General features: G+C 70.5%; 23 protein-coding genes and 1 tRNA gene. 7 read left to right on the top strand and 17 right to left on the bottom strand.

The features are described 5' to 3' along the window. The first annotated feature begins 38 nt into the window (after nucleotides 1-38). Entirely contained in the window at nucleotides 39-530 is a 492-nt protein-coding gene (gene greA / locus VPH61_RS18195; RefSeq protein ID WP_332064929.1) for a transcription elongation factor GreA, read from the top strand. 41 nt (nucleotides 531-571) lie between these two features. On the opposite strand, the gene ilvA is transcribed toward greA, so the two are convergent. Beyond that, nucleotides 572-1,822 carry a threonine ammonia-lyase gene (ilvA, locus tag VPH61_RS18190; protein ID WP_442879127.1) on the bottom strand — a complete coding sequence of 417 codons (1,251 nt, stop codon included), beginning with the start codon at nucleotides 1,820-1,822 and terminating at the stop codon, nucleotides 572-574. A 5-nt stretch (nucleotides 1,823-1,827) separates the two neighbouring features. Next, nucleotides 1,828-3,048, bottom strand: coding sequence for an AI-2E family transporter (locus VPH61_RS18185; RefSeq protein WP_332064927.1), 1,221 nt, complete (start codon nucleotides 3,046-3,048; stop codon nucleotides 1,828-1,830). Nucleotides 3,049-3,153: 105 nt separating this feature from the next. Between VPH61_RS18185 and VPH61_RS18180 the strand changes: the two genes are divergently transcribed. Further along, nucleotides 3,154-4,362 carry a winged helix-turn-helix domain-containing protein gene (locus tag VPH61_RS18180; protein ID WP_332064926.1) on the top strand — a complete coding sequence of 403 codons (1,209 nt, stop codon included), beginning with the start codon at nucleotides 3,154-3,156 and terminating at the stop codon, nucleotides 4,360-4,362. Between the two features lie 63 nt (nucleotides 4,363-4,425). Here the strand turns inward: VPH61_RS18180 and VPH61_RS18175 are convergent, their stop codons facing one another. Both VPH61_RS18175 and VPH61_RS18170 read right to left on the bottom strand, forming a co-directional pair. Next, nucleotides 4,426-5,301: a M48 family metalloprotease gene (locus tag VPH61_RS18175; protein WP_332064925.1), complete on the bottom strand. Its 876-nt coding sequence runs from the start codon at nucleotides 5,299-5,301 to the stop codon at nucleotides 4,426-4,428. A gap of 9 nt (nucleotides 5,302-5,310) precedes the next feature. Next, on the bottom strand, nucleotides 5,311-5,877 hold the full coding sequence (locus VPH61_RS18170) for a LemA family protein (RefSeq protein WP_332064924.1): 567 nt from the start codon (nucleotides 5,875-5,877) through the stop codon (nucleotides 5,311-5,313). Between the two features lie 132 nt (nucleotides 5,878-6,009). On the opposite strand from VPH61_RS18170, the gene VPH61_RS18165 reads away from it, so the two are divergent. Genes VPH61_RS18165 through VPH61_RS18155 form a run of 3 tightly spaced genes read left to right on the top strand, consistent with a single transcriptional unit; the run spans nucleotide 6,010 to nucleotide 8,212 of the window. Further along, on the top strand, nucleotides 6,010-6,630 hold the full coding sequence (locus VPH61_RS18165) for a TetR/AcrR family transcriptional regulator (protein WP_332064923.1): 621 nt from the start codon (nucleotides 6,010-6,012) through the stop codon (nucleotides 6,628-6,630). Nucleotides 6,631-6,662: 32 nt separating this feature from the next. After that, the gene (locus tag VPH61_RS18160; RefSeq protein WP_442879126.1) at nucleotides 6,663-7,481 is read left to right on the top strand and encodes an ABC transporter ATP-binding protein; all 819 of its coding nucleotides are present in this window, start codon (nucleotides 6,663-6,665) and stop codon (nucleotides 7,479-7,481) included. Next, nucleotides 7,478-8,212 carry an ABC transporter permease gene (locus VPH61_RS18155; protein ID WP_332064922.1) on the top strand — a complete coding sequence of 245 codons (735 nt, stop codon included), beginning with the start codon at nucleotides 7,478-7,480 and terminating at the stop codon, nucleotides 8,210-8,212. The genes VPH61_RS18160 and VPH61_RS18155 overlap by 4 nt, the downstream gene beginning before the upstream one ends. A gap of 29 nt (nucleotides 8,213-8,241) precedes the next feature. On the opposite strand, the gene VPH61_RS18150 is transcribed toward VPH61_RS18155, so the two are convergent. From VPH61_RS18150 to VPH61_RS18125, 6 genes are all read right to left on the bottom strand, one after another. Continuing rightward, nucleotides 8,242-8,832 (bottom strand): dihydrofolate reductase family protein, encoded by a 591-nt coding sequence (locus tag VPH61_RS18150; protein ID WP_332064921.1) that lies wholly within the window; start codon nucleotides 8,830-8,832, stop codon nucleotides 8,242-8,244. A 63-nt stretch (nucleotides 8,833-8,895) separates the two neighbouring features. Then, on the bottom strand, nucleotides 8,896-9,735 hold the full coding sequence (locus tag VPH61_RS18145) for a helix-turn-helix domain-containing protein (RefSeq protein ID WP_332064920.1): 840 nt from the start codon (nucleotides 9,733-9,735) through the stop codon (nucleotides 8,896-8,898). 24 nt (nucleotides 9,736-9,759) lie between these two features. After that, nucleotides 9,760-11,073, bottom strand: coding sequence for a D-arabinono-1,4-lactone oxidase (locus VPH61_RS18140; RefSeq protein WP_332064919.1), 1,314 nt, complete (start codon nucleotides 11,071-11,073; stop codon nucleotides 9,760-9,762). A 93-nt stretch (nucleotides 11,074-11,166) separates the two neighbouring features. Next, nucleotides 11,167-12,414 (bottom strand): amino acid deaminase/aldolase, encoded by a 1,248-nt coding sequence (locus VPH61_RS18135; protein ID WP_332064918.1) that lies wholly within the window; start codon nucleotides 12,412-12,414, stop codon nucleotides 11,167-11,169. Then, a complete protein-coding gene (locus VPH61_RS18130) occupies nucleotides 12,414-13,694 on the bottom strand; it encodes an MFS transporter (RefSeq protein ID WP_332064917.1) in 1,281 nt (426 codons plus the stop codon). The genes VPH61_RS18135 and VPH61_RS18130 overlap by 1 nt, the downstream gene beginning before the upstream one ends. Next, nucleotides 13,691-14,287, bottom strand: coding sequence for a TetR/AcrR family transcriptional regulator (locus VPH61_RS18125; RefSeq protein WP_332064916.1), 597 nt, complete (start codon nucleotides 14,285-14,287; stop codon nucleotides 13,691-13,693). Before VPH61_RS18125 ends, VPH61_RS18130 begins: the two co-directional genes overlap by 4 nt. Before the next feature lie 85 nt (nucleotides 14,288-14,372). On the opposite strand from VPH61_RS18125, the gene VPH61_RS18120 reads away from it, so the two are divergent. Then, on the top strand, nucleotides 14,373-15,299 hold the full coding sequence (locus tag VPH61_RS18120) for a Ppx/GppA phosphatase family protein (RefSeq protein WP_332064915.1): 927 nt from the start codon (nucleotides 14,373-14,375) through the stop codon (nucleotides 15,297-15,299). 174 nt (nucleotides 15,300-15,473) lie between these two features. Then, complete coding sequence (locus VPH61_RS18115; protein ID WP_332064914.1) at nucleotides 15,474-15,914, top strand: iron chaperone; 441 nt, start codon at nucleotides 15,474-15,476, stop codon at nucleotides 15,912-15,914. Nucleotides 15,915-15,954: 40 nt separating this feature from the next. Here VPH61_RS18115 and VPH61_RS18110 read toward each other — a convergent pair whose 3' ends face one another. The 7 genes from VPH61_RS18110 to VPH61_RS18080 all read right to left on the bottom strand — a co-directional run bounded on the left by VPH61_RS18110 (nucleotide 15,955) and on the right by VPH61_RS18080 (nucleotide 22,426). Continuing rightward, nucleotides 15,955-16,947, bottom strand: a complete 993-nt coding sequence (locus VPH61_RS18110; RefSeq protein WP_332064913.1) for a glutathione synthase — start codon at nucleotides 16,945-16,947, stop codon at nucleotides 15,955-15,957. Next, on the bottom strand, nucleotides 16,944-18,053 hold the full coding sequence (locus VPH61_RS18105; RefSeq protein ID WP_332064912.1) for a flavohemoglobin expression-modulating QEGLA motif protein: 1,110 nt from the start codon (nucleotides 18,051-18,053) through the stop codon (nucleotides 16,944-16,946). Before VPH61_RS18105 ends, VPH61_RS18110 begins: the two co-directional genes overlap by 4 nt. Nucleotides 18,054-18,185: 132 nt before the next feature. Next, nucleotides 18,186-18,259: transfer RNA gene (locus VPH61_RS18100), tRNA-Leu, on the bottom strand. A gap of 52 nt (nucleotides 18,260-18,311) precedes the next feature. Further along, nucleotides 18,312-19,718, bottom strand: a complete 1,407-nt coding sequence (locus VPH61_RS18095) for an NAD(P)/FAD-dependent oxidoreductase (RefSeq protein ID WP_332064911.1) — start codon at nucleotides 19,716-19,718, stop codon at nucleotides 18,312-18,314. 49 nt (nucleotides 19,719-19,767) lie between these two features. Beyond that, nucleotides 19,768-21,096, bottom strand: coding sequence for a S8 family serine peptidase (locus tag VPH61_RS18090; protein WP_332065022.1), 1,329 nt, complete (start codon nucleotides 21,094-21,096; stop codon nucleotides 19,768-19,770). After that, nucleotides 21,096-21,668 carry a DUF501 domain-containing protein gene (locus VPH61_RS18085; RefSeq protein ID WP_332064910.1) on the bottom strand — a complete coding sequence of 191 codons (573 nt, stop codon included), beginning with the start codon at nucleotides 21,666-21,668 and terminating at the stop codon, nucleotides 21,096-21,098. Before VPH61_RS18085 ends, VPH61_RS18090 begins: the two co-directional genes overlap by 1 nt. Further along, the gene (locus VPH61_RS18080) at nucleotides 21,665-22,426 is read right to left on the bottom strand and encodes an FtsB family cell division protein (RefSeq protein ID WP_332064909.1); all 762 of its coding nucleotides are present in this window, start codon (nucleotides 22,424-22,426) and stop codon (nucleotides 21,665-21,667) included. The genes VPH61_RS18085 and VPH61_RS18080 overlap by 4 nt, the downstream gene beginning before the upstream one ends. Nucleotides 22,427-22,465: the final 39 nt, after the last annotated feature.

Genomic DNA, 22,465 nt, shown 5'->3' with positions numbered 1-22,465 from the left:
GAGTGCAGCCGAGGCTGCATGACACGGGAGTGTGCATCATGGCGCAGGACGTCACCGCCACCTGGCTCACCCAGGAGGCCTACGACCGCCTGGCAGCGGAGCTCGAGCAGCTCTCCACCCACGGCCGCGAAGACATCGCCAAGCGCATCGAGTCCGCGCGCGAAGAGGGCGACCTCAAGGAGAACGGCGGCTACCACGCCGCGAAGGACGAGCAGGGCAAGATGGAGGCCCGCATCCGTCAGCTGAAGGAGCTCCTCCGCACGGCCGAGGTCGGCGACGCACCCCAGTCGTCGGGCGTCGTCGAGGCCGGCACCGTCATCACCGCGATGATCGCGGGCGATGAAGAGACCTTCCTCATCGGCAGCCGCGAGATCGCCGGCGACTCCGAGCTCGACGTGTGGAGCACGCAGAGCCCCCTCGGCGCTGCGATCCTCGGCCTGAAGGTCGGCGAGAAGACGAGCTACACCGCACCCAACGGCCGCGAGATCGCCGTCGAGATCACGAGCGTCGAGACCTGGGGCGGCCAGTAGGCCGGTAGGCCGGTAGGCCTGTATTGGGTTGGCGGCGCCCGTCAGTCGTTGTCGACGACCGGCTCGTAGCCGGCTCGTCGCAATACCTCGACGACCTCGGCCCGGTGCTCTGGGCCGCGGGTCTCGATCGAGAGCTTGAGCTCCACCTCCGAGATCTGCAGCCCTGACCCGTGCCGCGTGTGCAGCACCTCGATGACGTTCGCGTTCGCCTCGGCGAGCAGCTCGGCGATGCGGGCGAGCTGACCGGGTCGATCGGGCATGCCGATGCGGAGCGTGAGATAGCGATCGGATGCCGCGAGCCCGTGCGCGATCACGCGCTGCATGAGGAGCGGGTCGATGTTGCCGCCCGAGAGCATGGCGACGACGGGGCCGTCGGAGGCGATCTGGCCGGTCATGATCGCCGCCACCGAGACCGCGCCGGCCGGCTCGACGACGAGCTTCGCGCGTTCGAGCAGCACGAGGAGCGCCCGTGCGATGTCGTCTTCGGAGACCGTGACGATCTCGTCGATCGCCTCGCGGATGATTTCGAAGTTCAGCTCGCCGGGCCGGTAGACGGCGATGCCGTCGGCGATCGTCGGCACGACCGGCACCCGCTGCGGCGAGCCCGCCGCGAGCGAGGCGACGTAGGGCGCGGCGTTCTCGGCCTGCACGCCGACGATGCGGATGGTGCGCCCGAGCTGGGCGGCGCGCTGCTTGGCGGCGCTCGCGATGCCCGCGGCGAGGCCGCCGCCGCCGATCGGCACGATGATCGTCGCGACGTCGGGCGTCTGCTCGAGGATCTCGAGGCCGAGCGTGCCCTGCCCCGCGATCACGTCGGGGTGGTCGAACGGCGGGATGATGACCGCGCCGGTCTCGTCGGCGAAGACCGCGGCGGCTTCGAGCGTCTCGCCGACGGAGTCGCCGCGGAGCACGACGTCGGCGCCGTAGGCGCGGGTCGCCTCGAGCTTCGGCAGGGCGACTCCGACTGGCATGAAGATCGTGGCGCTGATGCCGAGCTCTCGGGCGGCGAACGCGACGCCCTGGGCGTGGTTGCCCGCCGAGGCGGCGACGACACCGCGTGCGCGCTCCGACTCGGTCAGGGCGGCGATGCGGTGGTAGGCGCCGCGCAGCTTGTACGAGCCCGTGCGCTGCAGGTTCTCGCACTTCAGGTGCACGGGCACGCCGAGGAGATCGGCGAGGAATCGCGACGACTCCATGGGCGTCTGCCGAGCGACGGCGGAGACCACGCCTCGCGCACGCTCGAAGTCGGCGAGGCTCGGCCCTGCAATCGTGCTCGTGCTCGTGCTCGTCAACTCGTTCATTCTCCTCGTTTGTAACCAGGGCGCTGCGGCACCGTGCGCCAGAGCGCCGATCGGGGCTGCGGCGGCGGGGCGTCGTCGTTCTTCCACGCACCGCTCGAGACCGAGAGGATCATGACGTTCACGACCGCGGCGACGGGCACCGCGAAGAGCGCACCGGGGATGCCGGCGAGGAGCGATCCGGTCGCGACCGCGACGACGACGCCGAGCGGATGCACCTTCACGGCCGTGCCCATGATGAGCGGCTGCAGCACGTGACCCTCGACCTGCTGCACGAGCAGCACGATGCCGAGCATGATGAGCGCGATGACCGGTCCGTTGTAGACGAGGGCGACGAAGACGGCGAGCGCGCCGGTGGCGACGGCACCGACGATCGGGATGAACGAGCCGAGGAAGACGAGGATCGCGATCGGCACTGCGAGGGGAACGCCGAGGAAGAACGCGCCGAGCCCGATGCCGATCGCGTCGATCGTGGCGACGAGGATCTGCACCTTCACGAAGTTCTGCAGCGTCGCCCAGCCGGCGTTGCCCGCGCCATCGATGGCGGCTCGGGCCCGGCGGGGGAAGATGCCGACGATCCAGTTCCAGATGCCGCGGCCGTCGATGAGGATGAAGAGCGTCGCGAAGAGCGCGAGCAGCAGGCCCGCGAGGAAGTGCCCGAGCGTCGAGCTCAGCGAGAGCGCGCCGCTGACCAGGAGCCCGCTGTCCTGCTGCACCGACTGGATGATCTGATCGACCCACTCGTTCAACTGGGACTCGGTGATGTGGAACGGCCCTTCGAGGAGCCACTCGCGGAAGTCGTCCCACGCCACGAGCGACTGCGCGGCGAGCTCGTCGGAGCCGCGCACGATCTGCGTGATGCCGAGCGTGAGCAGGCCGCCGACGACGATCAGCGCCGAGAGCATGGCGGTCGTCACGGCGAGCCACTTCGGCCAGCGGTGCTTCTGCAGGAGGCCCGAGAACGGCACGAGCAGTGCCCCGACGAGCACGGCCACGAGGATCGGGATGACGATCAATCGCAGCTGGATGATCAGGAAGACGACGACCGCGAGCACGCCGCCGATGAGCAGCAGCCGCCACGACCATCCGGCGGCCAGTCGCACGCCGAAGGGGATGCTGTCGGCCGCTTCGCGCGGCGCTGACTCCGCCTGCGCCGCCGGCGGCGACTCCGCAGCGCCCCTCGACAACCGGCCCCGTTTCCGCCCCGTGGAGTCCGTCATCGCTCCAGTCTAGGCGGGGCGTATGAACGGGGCGGCATGGGCGAGCGGATGCCGCGCGCCAGCGAATCGGTCAGTGTCGGTCGCTCCCGCTATCGTCGAGCCATCATGGTCGACGTCGTCAGCCCCGCCCTCGCTCGCCGCATCGCACTCGCCGCGCAGGGTTTCGCGCGCCCGCTGCCCGAGGCACCGGGCACCCGTGCCGTCAACGGCGTCATCGATCGGTTGGCGCTGCTGCAGATCGACTCGGTGAACGTCTTCGAGCGCAGCCACTACCTGCCCGCCTTCAGCCGGGTCGGGGCCTACGACCGCGCCGCGCTCGATCGCATCACCACGGGTCGGCGCGGGCGCATGGTCGAGTACTGGGCGCATCAGGCGGCCTACATTCCCCGAGAGCTCTGGCCGCTCTTCGAGTTCCGCCGCACGGCGTTCCGGGCGAGCGGCAGCGACTGGGGCGGATGGGTCGCCCAAGACGCGCCGCTCGCCGAGTGGCTGCGGGCCGAGCTCGCCGCGAACGGCCCCATGCGGGCGAGCGAGATCGAGCACGACGCGAACGAACGGCGCGGCGCGTGGTGGGGCTGGTCCGACGTGAAGCGCACGCTCGAGATGATGTTCCGCACCGGCGACGTCGTGTGCGTCGAGCGGCGCCGCTTCGAGCGCGTCTACGCCCTGCCCGAGCAGGCACTGCCGGCAGAACTGTTGGGCACGGCCCCGCCCGAGGCCGATGCCGTGCGCGAGCTCGTCGGGCTCGCGGCATCCGCTCAGGGCATCGCGACGGAGGCCGACCTCGCCGACTACTGGCGCATGAAGCGCGCGCCCGTGCGACAGGCCATCACCGAGCTCGAAGAGGCCGGCGTGCTGCTGCCGGTCGAGGTGCCCGGGTGGAGCAACGGGTCACGGCCGACGCCCGCCTGGCTGCACCGCGATGCGAAGCGCCCGCGCCGCATCGAGACGGCCGCGGTGCTCTCGCCGTTCGATCCCGTCGTGTGGTTCCGGCCCCGCACCGAGCGGCTCTTCGACTTCCACTACCGCATCGAGATCTACACGCCCGAGCCCCAGCGGAAGTTCGGGTACTACTCGCTGCCCGTGCTCATCGACGATCGCGTGGTCGGCCGGGTCGACCTGAAGAGCGACCGGCAGGCCGGCGTGCTGCGGGTGCAGTCGGCGTGGAGCGAGCCAGGGGCTCCGGCCGAGACAGCGGCACGGCTCGTTCCCGTGCTGCAGCGCGCCGCGGCCTGGCAGGGGCTCGGCGAGGTGAGCGTCACCGGTCGAGGCGACCTCTCCCCCGCGCTGGCCGCCGAGCTCAGCGCGGCGTGAGCGCGAGCGCGAGCGTACTCGAGAGCCGCCGAGCACTCGTGAGTGCGTCCGGAGGCCGGGGGCTCAGAACGCGCCGCCCATCTCTTCGAGGCGCTTGACGCGATCGGCGATCGGCGGGTGGGTGGCGAAGAGCTTGTCCATGACGCCGGGCTTCAGCGGGTCGGCGATCCAGAGGTGGGCCATCGACGAGTTCTGCCGCTGCATCGGGCGCCCGTAGGTCTCGAGCTTCAGCAGGGCCCGGGCGAGTGCGTCGGGGTGCCGGGTCGTCATCGCGCCCGTGGCATCGGCGAGGTACTCGCGCTGGCGCGAGACGGCCAGCTGCACGAGGCTCGCGACGAGCGGCGCGATGAGCATCGCGACGAGGCCGAAGATCAAGACGATCGGGTTGCCGTTGTTGTTGCCGCGGCCGAAGAAGGCCATGCGCACGAGCATGTCGGAGATGAACCCGACGGCCACGACGAGGCCGAAGACGACCATCGAGAGGCGGATGTCGTAGTTGCGCACGTGGCCGAGTTCGTGGGCCATGACGCCCTCGAGCTCTGCGTCGTCCATGATCTCGAGCAGGCCCGTCGTCGCGGCGACGACGGCGTGCTCGGGGTCGCGGCCCGTGGCGAACGCGTTCGGCGCGGGGTCGGAGATCACGAACACCCGCGGCATCGGGGTGCCGGTCGTGATCGAGAGATTCTCGACGGTGCGCCAGAGTCGCGGGTGGTCGGCCTTGGAGTGCAGTTCGACGGCGCCCGACATCGACAGCGCCTGACGGTCGGCCGTGAAGTACTGGAACAGCGCGTACGCCGTCGCGATCACGAGCGTGACGATGACGATCGTGACGTCTTGGTAGATGGCCGCCGCCAGCCAGCCCAGCCCGCCGATGATGGCGAGGAAGAACAGGACGATGAAGACGGTGTTGCGCTTGTTCTTCGCGATCGCGCGGTACAACGCCGGCCCTTAGAACTGCACGCGCGGAGGCTCGGCGATGGCCGCCGGCTCCGTGACCTCGAAGAAGTCGCGCTCGTGGAACCCGAGGCTGCGCACGAACAGCGTGTTCGGGAAGACCTTGATCTTGGTGTTCAGTTCGCGCACGCCGCCGTTGTAGAACCGGCGCGAGGCCTGGATCTTGTCTTCGGTGTCGACGAGCTCCGACTGCAGCTGCAGGAAGTTCTGGCTCGCCTGCAGCTGGGGGTAGGCCTCCGCGACGGCGAAGATCGACTTCAGCGCCTGCTGCATGTGGTTCTCAGCGGCACCGGCTTCTGCGGGCCCCTGCGCCGACAGCGTCTCGGCGCGCGCCTGTGTGACGGACTCGAAGACCGACTTCTCGTGGGCCGCGTAGCCCTTGACCGCCTCGATGAGGTTCGGGATCAGGTCGGCACGGCGCTTCAGCTGCACCGTGATGTCGCTCCACGCCTCGTCGACGCGCACGTTCAGCGTGACGAGGGAGTTGTAGGTGGCCCAGAGGTAGATGCCGATGATCAGCACGAGCGCGACGACGATGATGACGGGGATGAGCCATTCCATGGCACGGACTCCTAAGCGCTCTGAGCTTGGTTGCTGTGTGGATTCAGTGTACCGAGCGAGCCTCCGCGTGAGCTGTGCTTCCCATGAGACTCGGAGGAAGCGGAGGGCGTTCTCCGGGCATAGGCTCAGGCTGTGACGGAGCACTCGCAACGCCGCCGGCGCGGCCGGCCCCGCGGTGCGAACGCGGGCGACACCCGGGCGCGCATCCTCGCCGCCGCGACGGCCGAGTTCGCCGAGCACGGGTACGAGGCGACGTCGATGCGGGCCATCGCGAGACGCGCCGACGTCGACCCCGCGCTGGTGCACCACTATTTCGACAGCAAGCAGGCGCTCGTCGCCGAGGTGGTCGAGGTGCCGCTGCGCCCCGATCGCATCGTGGGCGAGGCGCTCACCGCGCCGGTCGACGAGCTCGGGGCCCGGCTCGTGCGCGCGGTGCTCACGGCCTGGGACTCCGGCGCCGTTCGCCCGGCCGCGGTGGCGGCGCTGCGCTCGGCCATCGGGCAGGGGCCGGTCGCCCGGATGCTCCGCGAGTTCCTCCGCCACGAGATCATGCAGCGCATCGCCGCGACCCTCGGCGACGCCGACGACGCCGACCTCCGGGCCGAGCTCGCGGCCTCGCAGCTCGTGGGGGTCATCATGGTGCGCTACGTGCTCGAGTTCGAGCCCGTCGCCTCGACTGACGTCGACGAGCTCGTGCGCCGGGTCGGCCCGGCGGTGCAGTGGCATCTGACCGGGAGTCCCGCGACCCCTTGACAGCGCCGCCGCGGCGGCGAAAGATTCAGCACATGATGAATAACTCGGATGCCTCGGGCACGGTGTCCGGCGGGGCATCGGGCGCCGCATCCGCCGCGGCCGTCATCGTGCAGGACCTGACGGTCGTCCGCGGCGGCACGCCAGTGCTCGACCGGCTCTCCCTCGCCGTGCCGCGCGGCCGAATCATCGGCCTCCTCGGCCCGAGCGGCAGCGGCAAGACGACCCTCATGCGCGCGATCGTCGGCGTGCAGGTCGTGAAGTCGGGCACGATCGAGGTGCTGGGTCTTCCCGCGGGCAGCAGGGCGCTCCGCACCCGCATGGGCTACGTCACCCAGCAGGCGAGCGTCTACGACGACCTCTCGGTGCGCCAGAACCTCGCCTACTTCCGCCGCATCGTCGGCGCACCGGCATCCGACATCGATCGCGTCATCGAACGCACCGATCTCGGCTCGGTTGCCGGCAGGCTCGTCGGCTCGCTCTCGGGCGGGCAGCGGAGCCGCGTCTCGCTCGCGGCGGCGCTCCTCGGCGACCCTGAGGTGCTCGTGCTCGACGAGCCCACCGTCGGCCTCGACCCCGTGCTCAGGGTCGAACTCTGGGCGCTGTTCCGCAGCCTCGCCGACGACGGCGCGACGCTCCTCATCTCGAGCCACGTCATGGACGAGGCGAAGCGCTGCGATCGCCTGCTGCTGCTCCGCGACGGCGCGCTGCTCGCCGACGACACCGTGCGGGGCGTGCTCCAGATCACGGGCACCGACGACGTCGAGCAGGCGTTCCTGCGCCTCATCGAACGCGGCGAACCCGATCTGCGGCCGACCACGGAGACGAAGACGACGACGGAGACGGAGCGATGAACCTCACCCGCACCTTCGCGACCGCCGGACGCGTGCTCGGCCAGATCCGCCACGACCACCGCACGGTCGCCCTGCTCCTCGTCGTGCCGAGCCTGCTGATCGGCCTCGTGGCCTGGATCTTCGTGGACACCGACGTCTTCACCGACATCGGCCCCGCCATGATCGCCCTCTTCCCGTTCATCGTGATGTTCCTCGTCACGAGCATCTCGACGCTGCGCGAGCGCCGCAGCGGCACCCTTGAGCGGCTGCTTTCGATGCCGATGGGCAAGGGCGACTTCATCCTCGGCTACGCGCTCGCGTTCGGCCTGCTCGCCGTCTTCCAGACCGCGATCGCCGTCTCGTTCGCCGTGTGGGTGTGCGGCCTCGAGATCGAGGGCTCGCTCTGGCTGCTCTTCGCAGTCGCCGTCGCCGATGCGCTGCTCGGCACCGCGCTCGGGCTGCTCGCGAGCGCGTTCGCCCGCTCGGAGTTCCAGGTCGTGCAGTTCATGCCGCTCATCGTGTTCCCGCAGATCCTGCTCGGCGGCATCTTCATTCCGCGCGACCAGTTGCCCGAGGCGCTCGAGGCGATCAGCGAGTGGCTGCCGCTGAGCTTCGCGATCGACGCACTGCAGGCGGTCGCCGCCGACTCGGAGAGCGCCGAGTGGATCACGGCGAAGCTCCTCGTCATCCTCGCGTGGATCGTCGGATCGATCGTGCTCGGCTCGATCACCCTGCACCGCCGCACGCCCTGACGCCGCATGCACGCACAGGCGGTTCCCACTCAGCTCGGTCGACGACGCACCCGGTAGCGCAGGTGAAGCACCCGGGTGCCCTGAACGACGACGTCCGGGTCCTCCAGCAGTTGCGCTGAGTCGACTGAGCCGAAGTAGGGCTTGCCGGCCCCGAGCACGACGGGTGCGACGTCCATTCGCACCTCGTCGACCAGACCGGCGGCAAGCATCTGGCCGCCGACATCGCCGGCGGCGACCTCGACGGTGCGGTCACCCGCGAGCTCCCTCGCCTTCTCGACGGCCGCCTCGATGCCGTCGACGAAGTGGAACGGCGCGCCGGGGTCCCAGCCCTCGGGCGCCGGCCGGTGCGTCACGACGACGACGTGGTCGATGCCGCTCGGAGGCTTCCCGTCCCAGCCGTCCGTGAGGTCGAAGACGTGGCGGCCGGCGATGGTCACCCCGATCTCGTCCCAGTAGGGCCGGATGTGGTCGTAGGACGCCTGCGACACGTTCAGGACGCCGCTGTCGTCCAACGGCACGTCACCGCTGACCAGCCACTCGAACAGCGGACCGGGGTCGTCGTTCGGAGCTGCGATGAAGCCGTCCACCGAGACCGACGCGTTCATGACCACTCTGCCCATGGGTTCCTCCTCTGATCGGAAGTCCCAGTCTTCCGCGCGGTGGCTGGTCGCTCTTGTAGGAAATCACTCGGCCGGCAGCGGCCAGCCGTCGAGCGCGTGGTCGGGATGCTCGCGGAGGAAGCGTTGCCGGACCTCGATGTACCGGGTCGGCGTGAGCCCGGTGAACTCCCGGAACTCGTGGTTGAAGTGGGCCTGGTCGAAGTAGCCCGCTCGCACGGCGACATCACCCCAGTCGATGGGTGCGGTCACGTCGATCGCCAACACGGTGAGCGTGAATCGAGAGCTGCGCGCCAGCCGCTTCGGCGTGACGCCGACGATCTCCTTGAATCGCTTCGCCAAGTACGTGCTGCCGACGCGGGCTGCCGCACCGAGGTCGCTGATCGGCACCGCTCCGCCGGTCTCCGCGATGGCGCGGCTCACCTGGCGAACGAGGTCGAGGCCGTCGACCGGCCGCAGCCGTCGCACCAGTTCCTCCTCGAGCACCGTCAGCATGTCGTGCGGTGCTGCCGCCGAGGCCAGCCGCTGTCGCAACCCAGCGGCGGCGGGCCGGCCCCAGATCTGCTCCACCGTCGCAGGTCGGTCGCAGAGCTCGGCTGCAGGCATCGGCAGGAACGGCGCCAGCCCCCACGGCGTGAAATGGACGCCCACGGACCGGGTCGGGGCGGGGTAACCGAACTCCCACGCGCGGGTGGGCGTGGCGACCGCGCAGCCGTCGGCGAACTCCACGGCTTCCGCGTCGGCGCCTGCGCGGATGAGGAACGGCGCTCCGAGATTGATGATCAGCAACGGCGCGGGCGCGGCCGGCAACAGCAACCGGGAGTACGGCGGAACGCCCTCCAGGTAGTAGAGATCGTCGATCAGCCCGTCGAGCGGCGAACCCGGCACCCTCGATGCGTACTCCACGCTGTCAGTATGGCCGACGGCCCATCACGCGCCGAGCACCCGGTCGAGGTAGGGGTTCGCGAAGCGGCGCTCGGGGTCGAGCTCGTCGCGCACGCGCAGGAAGTCGTCGAAGCGGGGGTAGACCTCGCGGAGGGACTCGGCGTCGCGAGTGTGCATCTTGCCCCAGTGCGGACGGCCGCCGTAGCCGCGCATGATCGCCTCGACGGCGGCGAAGTACTCGGTCGGGTCTTCCCGGAAGTAGCGGTGCACGGCGATGTAGCCCGACTCCCGGCCGTGGGCCGTCGAGAGCCAGTTGTCATCGGATGCCGCGGCCCGCACCTCGATCGGGAAGCTGATGCGCCAGCCCTTCCGCTCGATGAGCTCGCGCACCTCGCGCAGGGCCGCGGGCACCGCGTCGAGTGGCACCGCGTACTCCATCTCGCGGAACCGCACGGTGCGGTTCGTGACGTAGACCCTCGGCGAGAAGTCGGCGAAGTCGCGGTCGCCCGTGAGCTTCTCGACCTGGCGGGCGAAGGCCGGCACGACGGCCGGGGCGACCGTGCCGAGCGCGCAGACGGCGCGATATGCGCCGTTTGCGAGCAGCTCGTCGTCGACCCAGCGCGAGAGGCGCCCGAGCGGCCGCCGCGGTGCATCGCCCGGCAATCGGGTGTTCGTCTTCGTGAGTGCCGCCTCGGTGTGCGGGAACCAGTAGAACTCGAAGTGGTCGGCGGCCCGTACACGCTCCTGCCAAGAGCCCAGCACCTCGCCGAGCGGCTCGGGCTTCTCGACGGCGTGCAGCACGTACCTCGGCACGAGCTGCAGCGTCACGTCGACGAGCACGCCGAGGGCGCCGAGGCCGAGGCGCACCGCGGGGAGCAGCTCGGGGCGCTCGGTCTCGCTGACCGTGATGAGCTCCCCCGTGCCGGTCACGAGCCGGGCGGCGACGATCTGCGTCGCGAGGCCGCCGAAGCCGAGGCCCGTGCCGTGCGTGCCGGTCGACGTCGCGCCCGAGATCGTCTGCCGGTCGATGTCGCCCATGTTCGCGAGCGCGAGCCCGTAGGGCGCGAGCAGCTGGGGCAGTTCGTGCAGCCGGGTACCGGCGCCCAGAGTGACGCGGCCGGTGGCGACATCCGCGTCGATGACGCCCGAGACATCGGTCATGTCGAGCTGCACGCCCGGCGCGACCGCGATGCCCGTGAAGCTGTGGCCCGAGCCGACGGGCTTGATCGCGAGGCCGGATGCGGCGGCGGCGGCGACCGCTCGCTGCACCGCCTCGACCGAGGCCGGGCGCTCCACGCGAAGGGGCCGCACCGATTCCGTGCGACCCCAGTTACGCCAGACGGCTCCAGTCGCGGTCATCGGAGAACCTCGATTCCTGCACGACCCGTACACACGTGCCAGACGGCTCCAGTCGCGGTCACAGGATCTCCTCGTTTCGGGAAGCAGTCGCGGTCACAGGAACGCCTTCCCTTCTCCCCGATACGTCGGGATGGTGTCGACGACCTCGCCCGCATCGACGAGGGCGAACTCGTTCAGGTGCTCCGCCAGTTCGCCCGACTTCGTGTGACGCAGCCACACCCGGTCGCCGACCTTCATGCCTCGGGCGGCGGGGCCGCTGACCGGGGTCTGCACCTCGCCGGCCATCTCCCGCGGCTCCATCACGAGCCCCTCGGGCCAGACGATCCTCGGCAGTCGATCGGCGGTGGGCGGCCCTGAGGCCACCCAGCCGCCGCCGAGGATCGTCGCGTGGTCGCGGCTCGGGCGGCGCACGACGTCGAGCGCCCAGGCCGCGGCCGGCGCGGGCGTGAAGTGCCGGTAGCCGTCGAAGAGATGCCCGCCGAAGATGCCGGAGCCGGCCGCGATCTCGGTCACCGAGGCATCCGCCGCCGTGGTCTCGAGCGAGCCGGTGCCGCCGCCGTTGACGAACTCGAGCTCCACGATCTCGCGCACCGCTGCGACGGCGCGCCCGCGGCGCTCGTGCAGCTCGGGCACCGAGCGCGACTGCATCCAGCGGTTCACCGCTCCGTCGACCGGCCGGCCGGCGGGCTCGTTCACGACGCCCGCGACCTGCGCCTCGTAGGCCATCATGCCGACGAGCTCGAAGCCGGGGCGCTTCACGATGTACGCGGCGAGCGCCGCAGCGTCTTCGGGGGCGTGCACGGGCGAGCGGCGCACGCCGAGGTGGCCGAGCAGCGGCGCGTTCCACGAGGCGTCGAGCTCGAGGCAGACCCGGATCGACTCGCGCCTGCCGGGAGGCAGCACCGCGTCGACGACATCGAGCTGGCCGGGCGAGTCCACCATGAGCGTGACGCGCCTCGCGAACTCGGGATCGGTCGCGAGTCGCAGGATCGAGGCGCGCTCGGCGGTCGGGTAGCCGACGACGACGTCGTCGACCGTCTCGGCGAGCCACAGCGCCTCGGCGAGCGTGTACGCGAGCACCCCGTGGTAGCCCGGCATGGCGAGCAGCGCCTCGACGATGCCGCGCACGCGCAGCGACTTCGAGGCCACGCGGATCGGCGTGCCGTGCGCGCGGCGCAGCATGTCGAGGGCGTTGTGGCGCAGCGCCCCGAGGTGCAGCACCCCGACGGGGGCGTCGAGGTGAGCGGTGGCCGCCGTCAGCGACGGCCAGTACCGCTCGGGGTGCAGCCAGTCCGAGGCATCCGACACCGGCGAACCGGTCTTGCGCAGGTCGATCGTCATCAGCGCACGCTCCTGACTCGGGCGACGGCGAAGGCCCCGGCGAACGAGAACGCGGCGCCGAGCAGGAAGACGAGCATGAACGAGCCCGAGACGACGACCGCCGCGGCGCCGATCATGGGGGCGATGGCCTGCGGCACGGCCGAGGCGATGTTCATGATGCCCAGGTCTTTGCCACGCGACGCGGCGTCGGGCAGCACCTGCGTCGCGAGCGCCTGGTCGACGGAGAGGAAGCAGCCGTAGCCGAGCCCCAGGAGACCGGCTGCGACCATCGCGACCGTCAGGTCGGGGAAGAGGGCGAGCAGCAGCGCCGCGACGCCCTGCAGGGCCGAGGCGACGAAGACGAACATCTTGCGCCGGCCGAGCTTGTCGGAGAGCTTCCCGAGCAGGAGCGACGCGAGGATCACGAACACCATGTAGATGAGCGTGAGCACGATCAGGTTGTCTTCGGCGTTCGCGTCGTTCAGTTGGAACATCAGGAAGTACAGCAGCAGGCTCGTGCCGAGCGCGTTGCCGACGGAGACGAGCACGCGGCTCAGCAGCGTCCAGCCGAAGTCGGGGTGCTTGCGAGGGCTGATCCAGAAGCCGCTGAGGATCCCCTTGGCCGTGACGCGCACGCGCTCGGTCGGCGCGAGCGGCTGGTCGGCCCGGAAGAGGAACGGCACCGCCAGCACGACGAGGATCACCGCGAGCAGGATGTACCCGAGCGAGGCGTCGGTGACGAGCTCGGTCACGAGCACGAGGCCCACGATGATGCCGACCGCCTGCGGCGCCGACATCCAGCCCGAGACGAAGCCGCGCTGGTTCACGGGTACCTGGTCGGAGATCGTCGCGGTGAGCGCGGCCGTCATGATGCAGAAGCCGACGGATGCCGCGACCCACGTGGCGCCGATCGCCCAGATCTCGGTCTGCCCGCCGAGCGTGACGAGCGAGAGCCCGAAGACGACCGCGCCGATCGCGATCCAGGGGCGGCGACGGCCGAATCGCGAGGTCGTGCGGTCGGAGAGCGCGCCCGTCAGCGGGTAGGCGATGATCGTCGCGATCGCGGCGATGCCCGAGATGATGCCGAACGCGACGACACTGTCGACCCAGTTGTCGGGCTTCAGCTGGGCGTCGATCTGCGCGGGCAGCAGCAACTGCACGGGCGTCAGTTGCGCCATCCAGATGCCGAGCCAGACCGTCGCGAACGAGGCGATCCAGCCGGCGGAGACGCGGCGGACCGGCTCGCCGAGCGCGGCCGTGGTGGGCTCGGCCGGGAGGGGCGCGGAATCGAGACTCGTCATCGGGGCTCGGCCATTCTCGAGAGGGCGTCGGCGGCCGCATGTGCGACCGCTCGTGCGACGTCGTCGTCGCGGGTGACGAGCCACGTGAGGGTGAGCCCGTCGGTGAAGGCGATGAGCACGCGCGCGACCTGTTCGACCGGGGTGGTCCAGCGAGCGCCCGCGAGTTCGGCGGCAGCCGCGAGCGAGCGAGCGCCGAGTTCGGTGTACTTGTCGTACTGCGCGACGGCGAGCGGATGGCGCTCGGGTGAGCGCAGCGCGTACTGGGTGAGCTCGAGCATCGCCTGCTCGTGCTCGGGGTCGGCGCGCAGGTGGTCGAAGTAGCGCAGCACCCCGGCCTCGAGCAGGTCGCGGAGGTCGTGACCTTCGAGGCCGTCGGGCAGCACGGCCTGCTGCTCGCGTGCGACGACCGTCGCGATGAGTTCGTCGATGAGCTCGTCGCGGGAATCGAACGCGTAGTGGAAGCTCGCGAGCGACATGCCGGCCTCGGCCACGATCGCCCGAGTCGTCGCATGTGCGATGCCGCGCTGCGACACCACGCGGAGCGCCGCCTGCACGAGTGCGGCACGCCGTTCCGAAGCGGGGATGCGGGCCATGCGACTCCTTCGGCACCATCGACGACTGAAGTGGGACGATCGTCCCAGTCGCATCAGTATGCACGAAAACCGTTACGCTCGCAGCATGCGCCTCGGAGTCCTCGACGTCGGTTCCAACACGGTGCACCTGCTGGTCGTCGAAGCGCACGCCGGCGCACGCCCCATACCGACAGCCTCGCACAAGTCGGTGCTGCGTCTCATGCGCTATCTGGAGCCCGACGGCGCCATCAGCGCCGAGGGCGTCACCGCCATCGTCACCGCGGTGGGCGGCGCGGCATCCGCTGCTCGTGAAGCCGGCATCGAGGAACTGCTCGCCTTCGCCACCTCGGCGATCCGCGAGGCGGCGAACGGCGAGGCGGTGCTCGATCTCATCGAGCGCGATACCGGCGTGCGACTGCAGGTACTCTCGGGCGACGACGAGTCGCGCCTCACCTACCTCGCGGTGCGCCGCTGGTACGGCTGGTCGGCCGGGCGACTGCTGCTCTTCGACATCGGCGGCGGCTCGCTCGAACTCGCGCAGGGCATCGACGAGGTGCCGGATGTCGCGCGGTCGCTGCCCCTCGGCGCCGGGCGCTCGACCATCTCGTTCCTCCCCGACGACCCGCCCTCGCCCCAACAGGTCGCGCGCCTCCGAGCCCATGCGCGCCAGGTGCTCGCGGAGGCCGTCGAGCCCTTCAAAGCCCTGCCGTCGCCCGACCACGTCGTCGGTTCCTCCAAGACGATCCGCTCGCTCGCCCGGCTGGCCGGGAGCGTCGAAGACGGCTTCGGCGCTACCGAGCGCAGCATCCTGACCCGCGACGGCCTCGACGATTGGACGCCCCGGCTCGCGCGCATTCCAGCCGACGCACGGCCGGCGCTGCCCGGCATCACGGCCGACCGCACCTTCCAGATCGTCGCCGGCGCGGTCGTGCTCTCCGAGACGATGCGCGCCTTCGGCGTCGACGAGCTCGAGGTGTCGCCGTGGGCGCTCCGCGAGGGACTCATCCTCCGGCGTCTCGACCGGCTGAGCTGACGATGCTGCTGCTGCTGCTGCTGCTGCTGTAGTAGTCGATCAGGGGTCGTCGATCAGCACCCGCCGGCATCGATCAGGAATGGAGAAGCACACGACGCTCGCCGCCGAATAGCCTGACATCGACAGCCCGCCGACGCGGCGGCACCGATGAGGATCCGAGGAAGGGACCACGAGATGGCGAAGGCAGACACGTCCGGAGGACTGAGCGCGGAGGAACGCGACGCCGTCAAGCAGCGCGCGAAGGAACTCCGCGAGCAGGAGAAGGCCGGCAAGAACCGAGCCGCCGGCGACAAGGCGGTGCGCGACGCCATCGCCGAGATGGAACCCGCTGACCGGTCGCTCGCCGAGGGCCTCTACAAGGTGGTCACCGAGGTCGCACCCGACCTCGTGCCGAAGACCTACTACGGCATGCCGGGCTTCGCGAACGCCGAGGGCAAGATCGTCGTCTTCATCCAAGCGGCCGCGAAGTTCAAGACCCGCTACGCGACCATCGGCTTCGAGGATCGGGCGAACCTCGACGACGGCGACCTGTGGCCCATCGGCTTCGCCGTGCGCAACTGGACGCCGGAGGTCGAGGCGAAGATCGCGGAGCTCGTGCGGAAGGCCGTCGGCTGACGACGATGCCCGATCTCCCGTGAGCCGGCGCGACGCCGGCTCACGGGCAGGCCCGGCGCTCCAGGGCTTCGATGACGGTCTCGGCGATGTCGATGTCGTAGAGCCGCTCGACGCTCTGGAACCCGCCGGCACTCTCCGCGTTGATCTCGACCACGTGGCCGCCGATCACGTCGATGCCGACGAAGAACATCCCGTCGGCGACGAGCTTGTCGCCCATCGCGGCGACGATGCCCAGCTCGGCGTCACCGAGCTCGAGGGGCACCGACCGACCGCCGGTGCTGATGTTGGCGCGCGGGTCCTTGCCGGTGGGGACGCGTCGGAAGGCGGCCGGCCTGCCGTCGCGCTCGAGGAGGCGGCCCTCCAGCAGGAAGATCCGGGCATCGCCGTCCTCGGCTCCGTCGATGAACTCCTGGATGATGGCGTAGCCGTCCTGCAGGACCGCCTCCGTCATCTGCGCGAGGTTGGTCTCCCCCGGGCCCTCGATCATGAACACGTTGCGACCCTTGGCGCCGTACAGCGGCTTGACGACGCAGTGGCCCACTTCGTCGACGAACCGCTCGATCGCCGCCTTGCTCCGTGTCACCAGCGACCGGGGCCGGACGCTCTCGGGGAACTCCTCGAGGTAGAGCTTGCTGGTCGCTCGATGGAGCGTGTTCGGGTCGTTGACGACCGTCACCCCGCGGTCCGCGAGCATCTGCCCGAACACCACGCCCATCGGGCTGGCCCACGGCCGCTCCTGCAGGTCGTCGATGGACTCGTTGCGCAGCACGAGTGCATCCAGCTCGTCCACGACGATCCGCTCTGCGTCGCGCGCCTTGATCCGCTCCATGAAGCTCGCGAGGGTGTCGTCGCTCTGCCACCTCGCAACGCGGGCCATGGCCGCGAACAATCCGTCGCTGCTGCCGAGCTCGAGGTCCCCGACTCCGACGTACCAGGTCTCGTGCCCGCCCCTGGCTGCGGCCCTCGCCAGCCGCGTGGTCGTGTACTCGTCCACCTCGGTGTCGACGTCGTTGACGAGGAATGCGAGCTTCATGCCGTCACGTCTCCTTCGTAGAGGTCGGTGGCCGACGCGCCCGCGCGCAGCCTCTCGAGGCGCTCCTGCGCCCCCGGCACGTCGAGCCATCGTGGCCGAACCCATGGCGCTTGGAGCACCTCACGGTCGAGGAGGTCCTGCACCAGGGGGATGTGGTCCAGCGCGAGCTTGCCGACGAGCAGGACATCGAGGCTGCTGCCCTCGGCGAGAGCGTCGAGGATGCGCGTGATCCCACGCAGGTAGATCGCGTCCTTCACCGACCCTCCCCCGACGACCACCCGGATGGCGATGGACCACGCGGTCCGGACGGGAATGCGATACTCGGCCCGCAGCGACTCGAAGATGTCCAGGAAGCCGGCACCGTCGAGCATGCTGCCGACCGCGACCACTCGCGCCGCGAGCACGCGCAGCCGCCGCGGGTCCAGCCCGCCGGTCAGGTATTCGGCGAGCACTGCGAGGCCCTCCTGGGTCTCGTCGTAGCCAGGCAGACCGATCGTCAGCAGCTTCAGTGGCTGCCGAGCGCCGTTCTGGAAGGTGACCACGTGGGTGCCGACCTCGTGGTGCAGCAATGCCTCGACCCGGTCGGCCCGGAAGGCGGCGGACGCCGGGATCAGCAGGCTGCCGAACGACACCATCAGCTCGGCGACGTCCTCCCGTACCTCGACGCGCACCGGGAAGTCCGGATACTCGGCGCGGTAGCGCTCGAACTCCGCACGGGCGGCGTCGGCGAACGCCCCGGCCGTGACCGTCCGGGTGCTCGGTGACTGCGGGGGGATGGTCTCGAGCAGCTCCTCCGCCGCCGCCACCAGCGGAGGGGCCACCGTTCCATACAGCTGGAGCGACCCGTAGAGGAACCGCGACGTGTCACGGTCCTCCAACGCGGTGATCTGCCGGGAGATCTCGTCCCGCTTCGCCCGGAAGAGCGTGTGCAGCGCCGGGTCGTCGACGTTCTCGACCTCGAGGTCGTACAGCTCGCGTTCCGCCAGGTCCGGGTCGAAGTCCAACGGCCGCAGCCGGAGCGTGGGCGCGGTGCCGAAGTCGCTTCGTTCGAAGTCCGCCCATGCCTCCGCAGCGTTCAGCGGCGTGGTGTTGACGAGCAGGTTCACACGACGCTCGATCTCGGTGAGCCGGGCGTCGATGTCGATTGCGGGCCCCAACCGCTCGGCGGGTGACGACATGTCACGAACATATCAACGCGTGCCGGCGGTTCCCACCCCTTGCACGCAGAGCCTCTTCGGTGCTCCCGCTGGGATTCGAACCCAGACTGAGGCGAGTTTAAGTCGCCTGCCTCTGCCGGTTGGGCTACGGGAGCGCGGCGCCGCCCGAAGGGCGACGCCGCGTCACAGCTTAGTCAGGAGCGGTCGCTACTTGGCGGCGACGGCCTCCTGCTTGGCCGGCTTCTCCGCCTTCGCGGCAGGCGCGGCAGCGGGCGCCGGAGCCTCGACCGCCGGCGGCTTCGGACGAGCGGCGAACAGCTCGAACTGGGCGCGCGGCTGCTGCACGGCGCTCAGCGAGACGATGTCGCGCCCGAGCCAGAAGTTGTTCCACCAGCCCCAGAACACCCGGAACTTGCGCTCCCAGCTCGGCATGGCCAGGCCGTGGTAGCCGCGGTGGGCGAACCAGGCGGGGAGGCCCTTGATCGCGATCTTGCCCGACTGGAAGACGCCCGAGCCGACGCCGAGGCCGGCCACCGCACCGAGGTTCTTGTGGAAGTACTGCTTCGGCTCCTCGCCGCGCAGCACCGCCACGATGTTCTTCGCGAGCAGCTTGCCCTGACGCACGGCGTGCTGGGCATTCGGCACGCAGTAGCCGCCGACGCCGCCGCCCGTGAGGTCGGGAACCGCGGCGATGTCGCCGGCAGCCCAGGCGTCGGCCACGAACTCCTCGTCGTCGCCCACGCGCAGGTCGGCACGGGTCTTGATGCGGCCGCGCTCCTCGACCGGCAGGTCGCTCGAGCGCACGATCGCGGGGTTCGCCATGACGCCGGCGGTCCAGACGATGAGGTCGGTCTCGAAGCTCTCGCCCGTCGACAGCTCGATGACGCCGTCGACCGCGCTCGTGAGCTGCGTGTCGAGGTGGATCTCGGCGCCGCGCTGGGCGAGGTGCTTGATGACCCAGTGGCTCGTCTCGAGCGAGACCTCGGGCATGATGCGCCCCATGGCCTCGATGAGGTGGAAGTGCGTCTCGTCGAAGGTGAGCTGCGGGTAGTACTCGAGCAGCGAGCTCGCGAAGGAGCGGAGCTCGGCGAACACCTCGATGCCGGCGAACCCGCCGCCGACGACGACGAACGTGAGCAGGCGCTCGCGCTCGGGCCCGGGGGGAAGGTTCGAGGCCTTGTCGAAGTTGGTGAGTACGCGGTCGCGGATCGCGACGGCCTCTTCGACCGACTTGAGGCCGATGGCGTTGTCGGCGATGCCCGGGATCGGGAAGGTGCGCGAGACCGCGCCGCCCGTGACGACGACCACGTCGTAGTCGAACTGCCACGGCTCACCGAGCTCGGGCGTGATCGTCGCGGTCTTGGCCGCGTGGTCGATGCGCGTGACCTTCGCGGTCACCACGTTGGTCTTCTTGAGGTGGCGGCGCTGCGCGACCACCGAGTGGCGCGGCTCGATCGAGCCCGCGGCGACCTCGGGAAGGAAGGGCTGGTACGTCATGTACGGCAGCGGGTCGACGATCGTCACCTCGGCCTCGCCGGCACGCAACCACTTCTCGAGCTTCCACGCCGTGTAGAACCCCGCATAGCCACCGCCGACGATGAGAATCTTGGGCACGGTGAATGGACTCCTCAGTTTTGGAACGTGCGGGCTGATTTGCGTGCGATCACTGCTCGCGAATGCGGACAGTCCGCTTGGTATGCCGAGTGGCGCCGATGCCCAACAGCGCTGCTAGCGTACCAAACCCTGCGACCAGTGAGAGCGGCACGGTGATGTAGGCGAGGGTCCACTGCGTCGGAAGCAAGGTCTGGGCGCCGTCGGACCGCGGCAGCGGCGGATCGGCGATGGGCACGATGGGCTGCTCGACGGTGCTCTCGTTGGGCGCCTCCACCTCCGCGCGCCGGTGCAGGGTGATCCAGTCGGCGAGGCTGCCGAGCGGATTCTCGTCGACCTCGGGCACGTCGGCCTTCAGGGCGGCGACGGGATCGATCAGGCCGTACCCGTAGAGGGCGCTCGGAACGGTCTGCCCGTTGGGGTCGGCAGTCGAGATGAGTCGGTTGATGACGTTCGCCGCGTCGAGGTCGGGGTACTCCGAGCGGATCAGCGCGACGAGACCGGTCACGATGGGGGCCGCGCCGCTCGTGCCGTCCCACTGCACGTGGCTGCCGTCGGGGAGCACGCCCACCAGGTCTTCGCTCGGCGCGGCCACGGCGATCGTGATGCCCTGCGAGCTCGCGTCGAGGCTCGCGTTCTTCGCCTTGTCGACGCCCGCGACGGTGAGCACGCCGGGGATCGTGGCCGGTGCGCCGACCTGGCTCGTGCCGCTTCCGCGGTTGCCGGCGGCCGCGACGATGACGACGTCGTGCTCGAACGCGTACATGAACGCGTCGTCCCAGCTCTCGGGCCAGTCGGGGGTGTTGCGCGTCAGCGACATGTTGATGATGTCGGCGCCGTTGTCGACCGCCCAGCGCACGGCCTCGGCGATCTGGTCGTCGTTGGATGCCACGGCACCCGTGTCCTGGCCGAACGCGACGGACACGGTCAGCAGGTCGGCCTCGGGGGCGGTGCCGATCACTCCGCTGCCCTCCCCCGTGCCGCGGCCGGCGAGGAGGCCGGCGACCATCGTGCCGTGGGTCTCATCGTCGCCGACAGGGGTCTGGCCGTCGGGCGTGCCGAGGCCCGAGACATCCGTGCCGCCGGTGACCGCACCTCGGAGTTCGGCGACGTTGCCGTTGACGCCGGTGTCGATGACCGCGACGGTGACGCCCTCGCCCTTGGTGGTGTTCCAGGCCGTGGTGAAACCGTAGTCGGCGAGCCAGTACTCGTAGTCGCGCACGAGGTCGGCGTGAGCGGCGCCCGCACCACTGAGGGCGAGCATCGTGGCGGCCGCGAGCGTGGCGGTGGCGCGCGCCACGAGCGACAACGGGCGGCGGGCGCGCCCGGAACGCCCGGAACGCGACGTGCGTTCGGTGCGGCCCCAGCGCGTCGACAGCATCACCCGATGGGTCCTTCTGCGGTCTCGGCAGCTTGCGCATCGTCCGCTGCGGGCGCCTCGTCGACCCCGTAGTCGGGGCAGCGGCACACGTCGGGCGACCAGGTCGAGCGCTCGAGCGCGATGTCGCCCATCGGGTTCGCCCCCGGCCCTGCGGCGAGCGAGTGCGCGACGAGCGCGTGCAGGCACTTCACGCGCGTGGGCATTCCGCCCGCGGAGATGCCCGCGAGCTCGGGCACGACGGCGATCGACTCGCGATCGGCGAGGTAGTCGCGGTGGGCGCGGCCGTATGCCTCGGCGACCTCGGCGTCGGCGGCCAGCAGTTCGGTGCACTCGACCATGAGCTGCGCCGCCTCGAGGAACGACATCGCGGCGGTCGCCGCCGGGTGCGAGAGGTAGTAGAACGTCGGGAACGGCGTGCCGTCGGTCAGGCGCGGAGCCGTGGCCACGACCGTCGGGGCACCGCACACGCAGCGCGCCGCGATGCCGACGACGTCGCGGGCGGGGCGCCCGAGCTGCGCCGAGACGATGCGCACGTCGCGCTCGCTCACCGGTTCGAAGGGCGGGCGGGTCATCGGGTCTCCTCGGCTGCTGGGTCGGCGGGCGGCGTGATCGTGGGGTCGTCGGCCGGTTCGGCCGGTTCGGCCGGGGGCACCGCGTCGGGGGCGAGGCCCGCGGTGAGCACCGAGCCGAGCAGGGTGGTCATCCAGTCGCCCTTCGATTCGGTCACTTCGGCCGAGACCTCGGCCGTGGCATCCGCCTTCGCCGCTGCCGTTCGGTCGTCGATGACGAGGTAGCTCACCTCGCCCGGCATCACGTAGTACAGGCGCTCGCGTGCCTGGGTCACGATGAACGTGTCGTCGTTCCAGCGTTCGCGTTCGTCGCGAAGCCGCTGCACCTCCTCCTCCTGGGCGGAGACGGCGGCGCGGAGCTCGGCGATCTGCTGCCGCTGCTGTGCGAACGCCGCGATCGTCGGCGCGAGCACCACGACGGCGAGCACGAGCACTCCCATCATGATGAGGGAGAAACCTGAGAATCGGATGCCGCTGAGCCAGCCTGCTCGGGCCGCGGCGCCCTGCTGGCCGGGGGCCCGGCCAGCCGGCTTCGCGGGCTTCCTGCCCGGGGCCTGCTTCGCCGACGCGCCCGACTTCGCGGACGAACTCGGCTTCGAGGACGTCTTCGACTTCGCGGACGCACTCGACGTCGCGGACCCGGCCGACTTCGCCGACGCACTCGACTTGGAGCCGGGCTTCGAGGGCTGCGCGCCGCGCTTCGGCGTCGGCACTGCCGGACGCTTGGGGACGCTGCCGGAGCGACCGGTGTCGTCGCGCATCGCCCCTCCTCGTCATCAGGCCCGGAAACGACTGACGGG

This window comes from Agromyces sp. CCNWLW203, assembly GCF_036576125.1.
GTDB lineage: Bacteria > Actinomycetota > Actinomycetes > Actinomycetales > Microbacteriaceae > Agromyces.
The sequence above is the reverse complement of the archived record's forward strand: the minus strand, read 5'-3'. Positions and strand labels throughout refer to the sequence as shown.

Excerpts from the sequence above, each read along its gene's own strand:
- VPH61_RS18170 (WP_332064924.1), bottom strand. The coding sequence starts at position 5,877 with ATGGAATGGCTCATCCCCGTCATCATCGTCGTCGCGCTCGTGCTGATC.
- VPH61_RS18155 (WP_332064922.1), top strand. The coding sequence starts at position 7,478 with ATGAACCTCACCCGCACCTTCGCGACCGCCGGACGCGTGCTCGGCCAG.
- VPH61_RS18090 (WP_332065022.1), bottom strand. The coding sequence starts at position 21,096 with ATGCTGTCGACGCGCTGGGGCCGCACCGAACGCACGTCGCGTTCCGGG.
- VPH61_RS18185 (WP_332064927.1), bottom strand. The coding sequence starts at position 3,048 with ATGACGGACTCCACGGGGCGGAAACGGGGCCGGTTGTCGAGGGGCGCT.
- VPH61_RS18115 (WP_332064914.1), top strand. The coding sequence starts at position 15,474 with ATGGCGAAGGCAGACACGTCCGGAGGACTGAGCGCGGAGGAACGCGAC.
- VPH61_RS18130 (WP_332064917.1), bottom strand. The coding sequence starts at position 13,694 with ATGACGAGTCTCGATTCCGCGCCCCTCCCGGCCGAGCCCACCACGGCC.
- greA (WP_332064929.1), top strand. The coding sequence starts at position 39 with ATGGCGCAGGACGTCACCGCCACCTGGCTCACCCAGGAGGCCTACGAC.
- VPH61_RS18110 (WP_332064913.1), bottom strand. The coding sequence starts at position 16,947 with ATGAAGCTCGCATTCCTCGTCAACGACGTCGACACCGAGGTGGACGAG.
- VPH61_RS18140 (WP_332064919.1), bottom strand. The coding sequence starts at position 11,073 with ATGACCGCGACTGGAGCCGTCTGGCGTAACTGGGGTCGCACGGAATCG.
- VPH61_RS18125 (WP_332064916.1), bottom strand. The coding sequence starts at position 14,287 with ATGGCCCGCATCCCCGCTTCGGAACGGCGTGCCGCACTCGTGCAGGCG.
- VPH61_RS18180 (WP_332064926.1), top strand. The coding sequence starts at position 3,154 with ATGGTCGACGTCGTCAGCCCCGCCCTCGCTCGCCGCATCGCACTCGCC.
- VPH61_RS18160 (WP_442879126.1), top strand. The coding sequence starts at position 6,663 with ATGATGAATAACTCGGATGCCTCGGGCACGGTGTCCGGCGGGGCATCG.
- VPH61_RS18150 (WP_332064921.1), bottom strand. The coding sequence starts at position 8,832 with ATGGGCAGAGTGGTCATGAACGCGTCGGTCTCGGTGGACGGCTTCATC.
- VPH61_RS18120 (WP_332064915.1), top strand. The coding sequence starts at position 14,373 with ATGCGCCTCGGAGTCCTCGACGTCGGTTCCAACACGGTGCACCTGCTG.
- VPH61_RS18135 (WP_332064918.1), bottom strand. The coding sequence starts at position 12,414 with ATGACGATCGACCTGCGCAAGACCGGTTCGCCGGTGTCGGATGCCTCG.
- VPH61_RS18080 (WP_332064909.1), bottom strand. The coding sequence starts at position 22,426 with ATGCGCGACGACACCGGTCGCTCCGGCAGCGTCCCCAAGCGTCCGGCA.
- VPH61_RS18085 (WP_332064910.1), bottom strand. The coding sequence starts at position 21,668 with ATGACCCGCCCGCCCTTCGAACCGGTGAGCGAGCGCGACGTGCGCATC.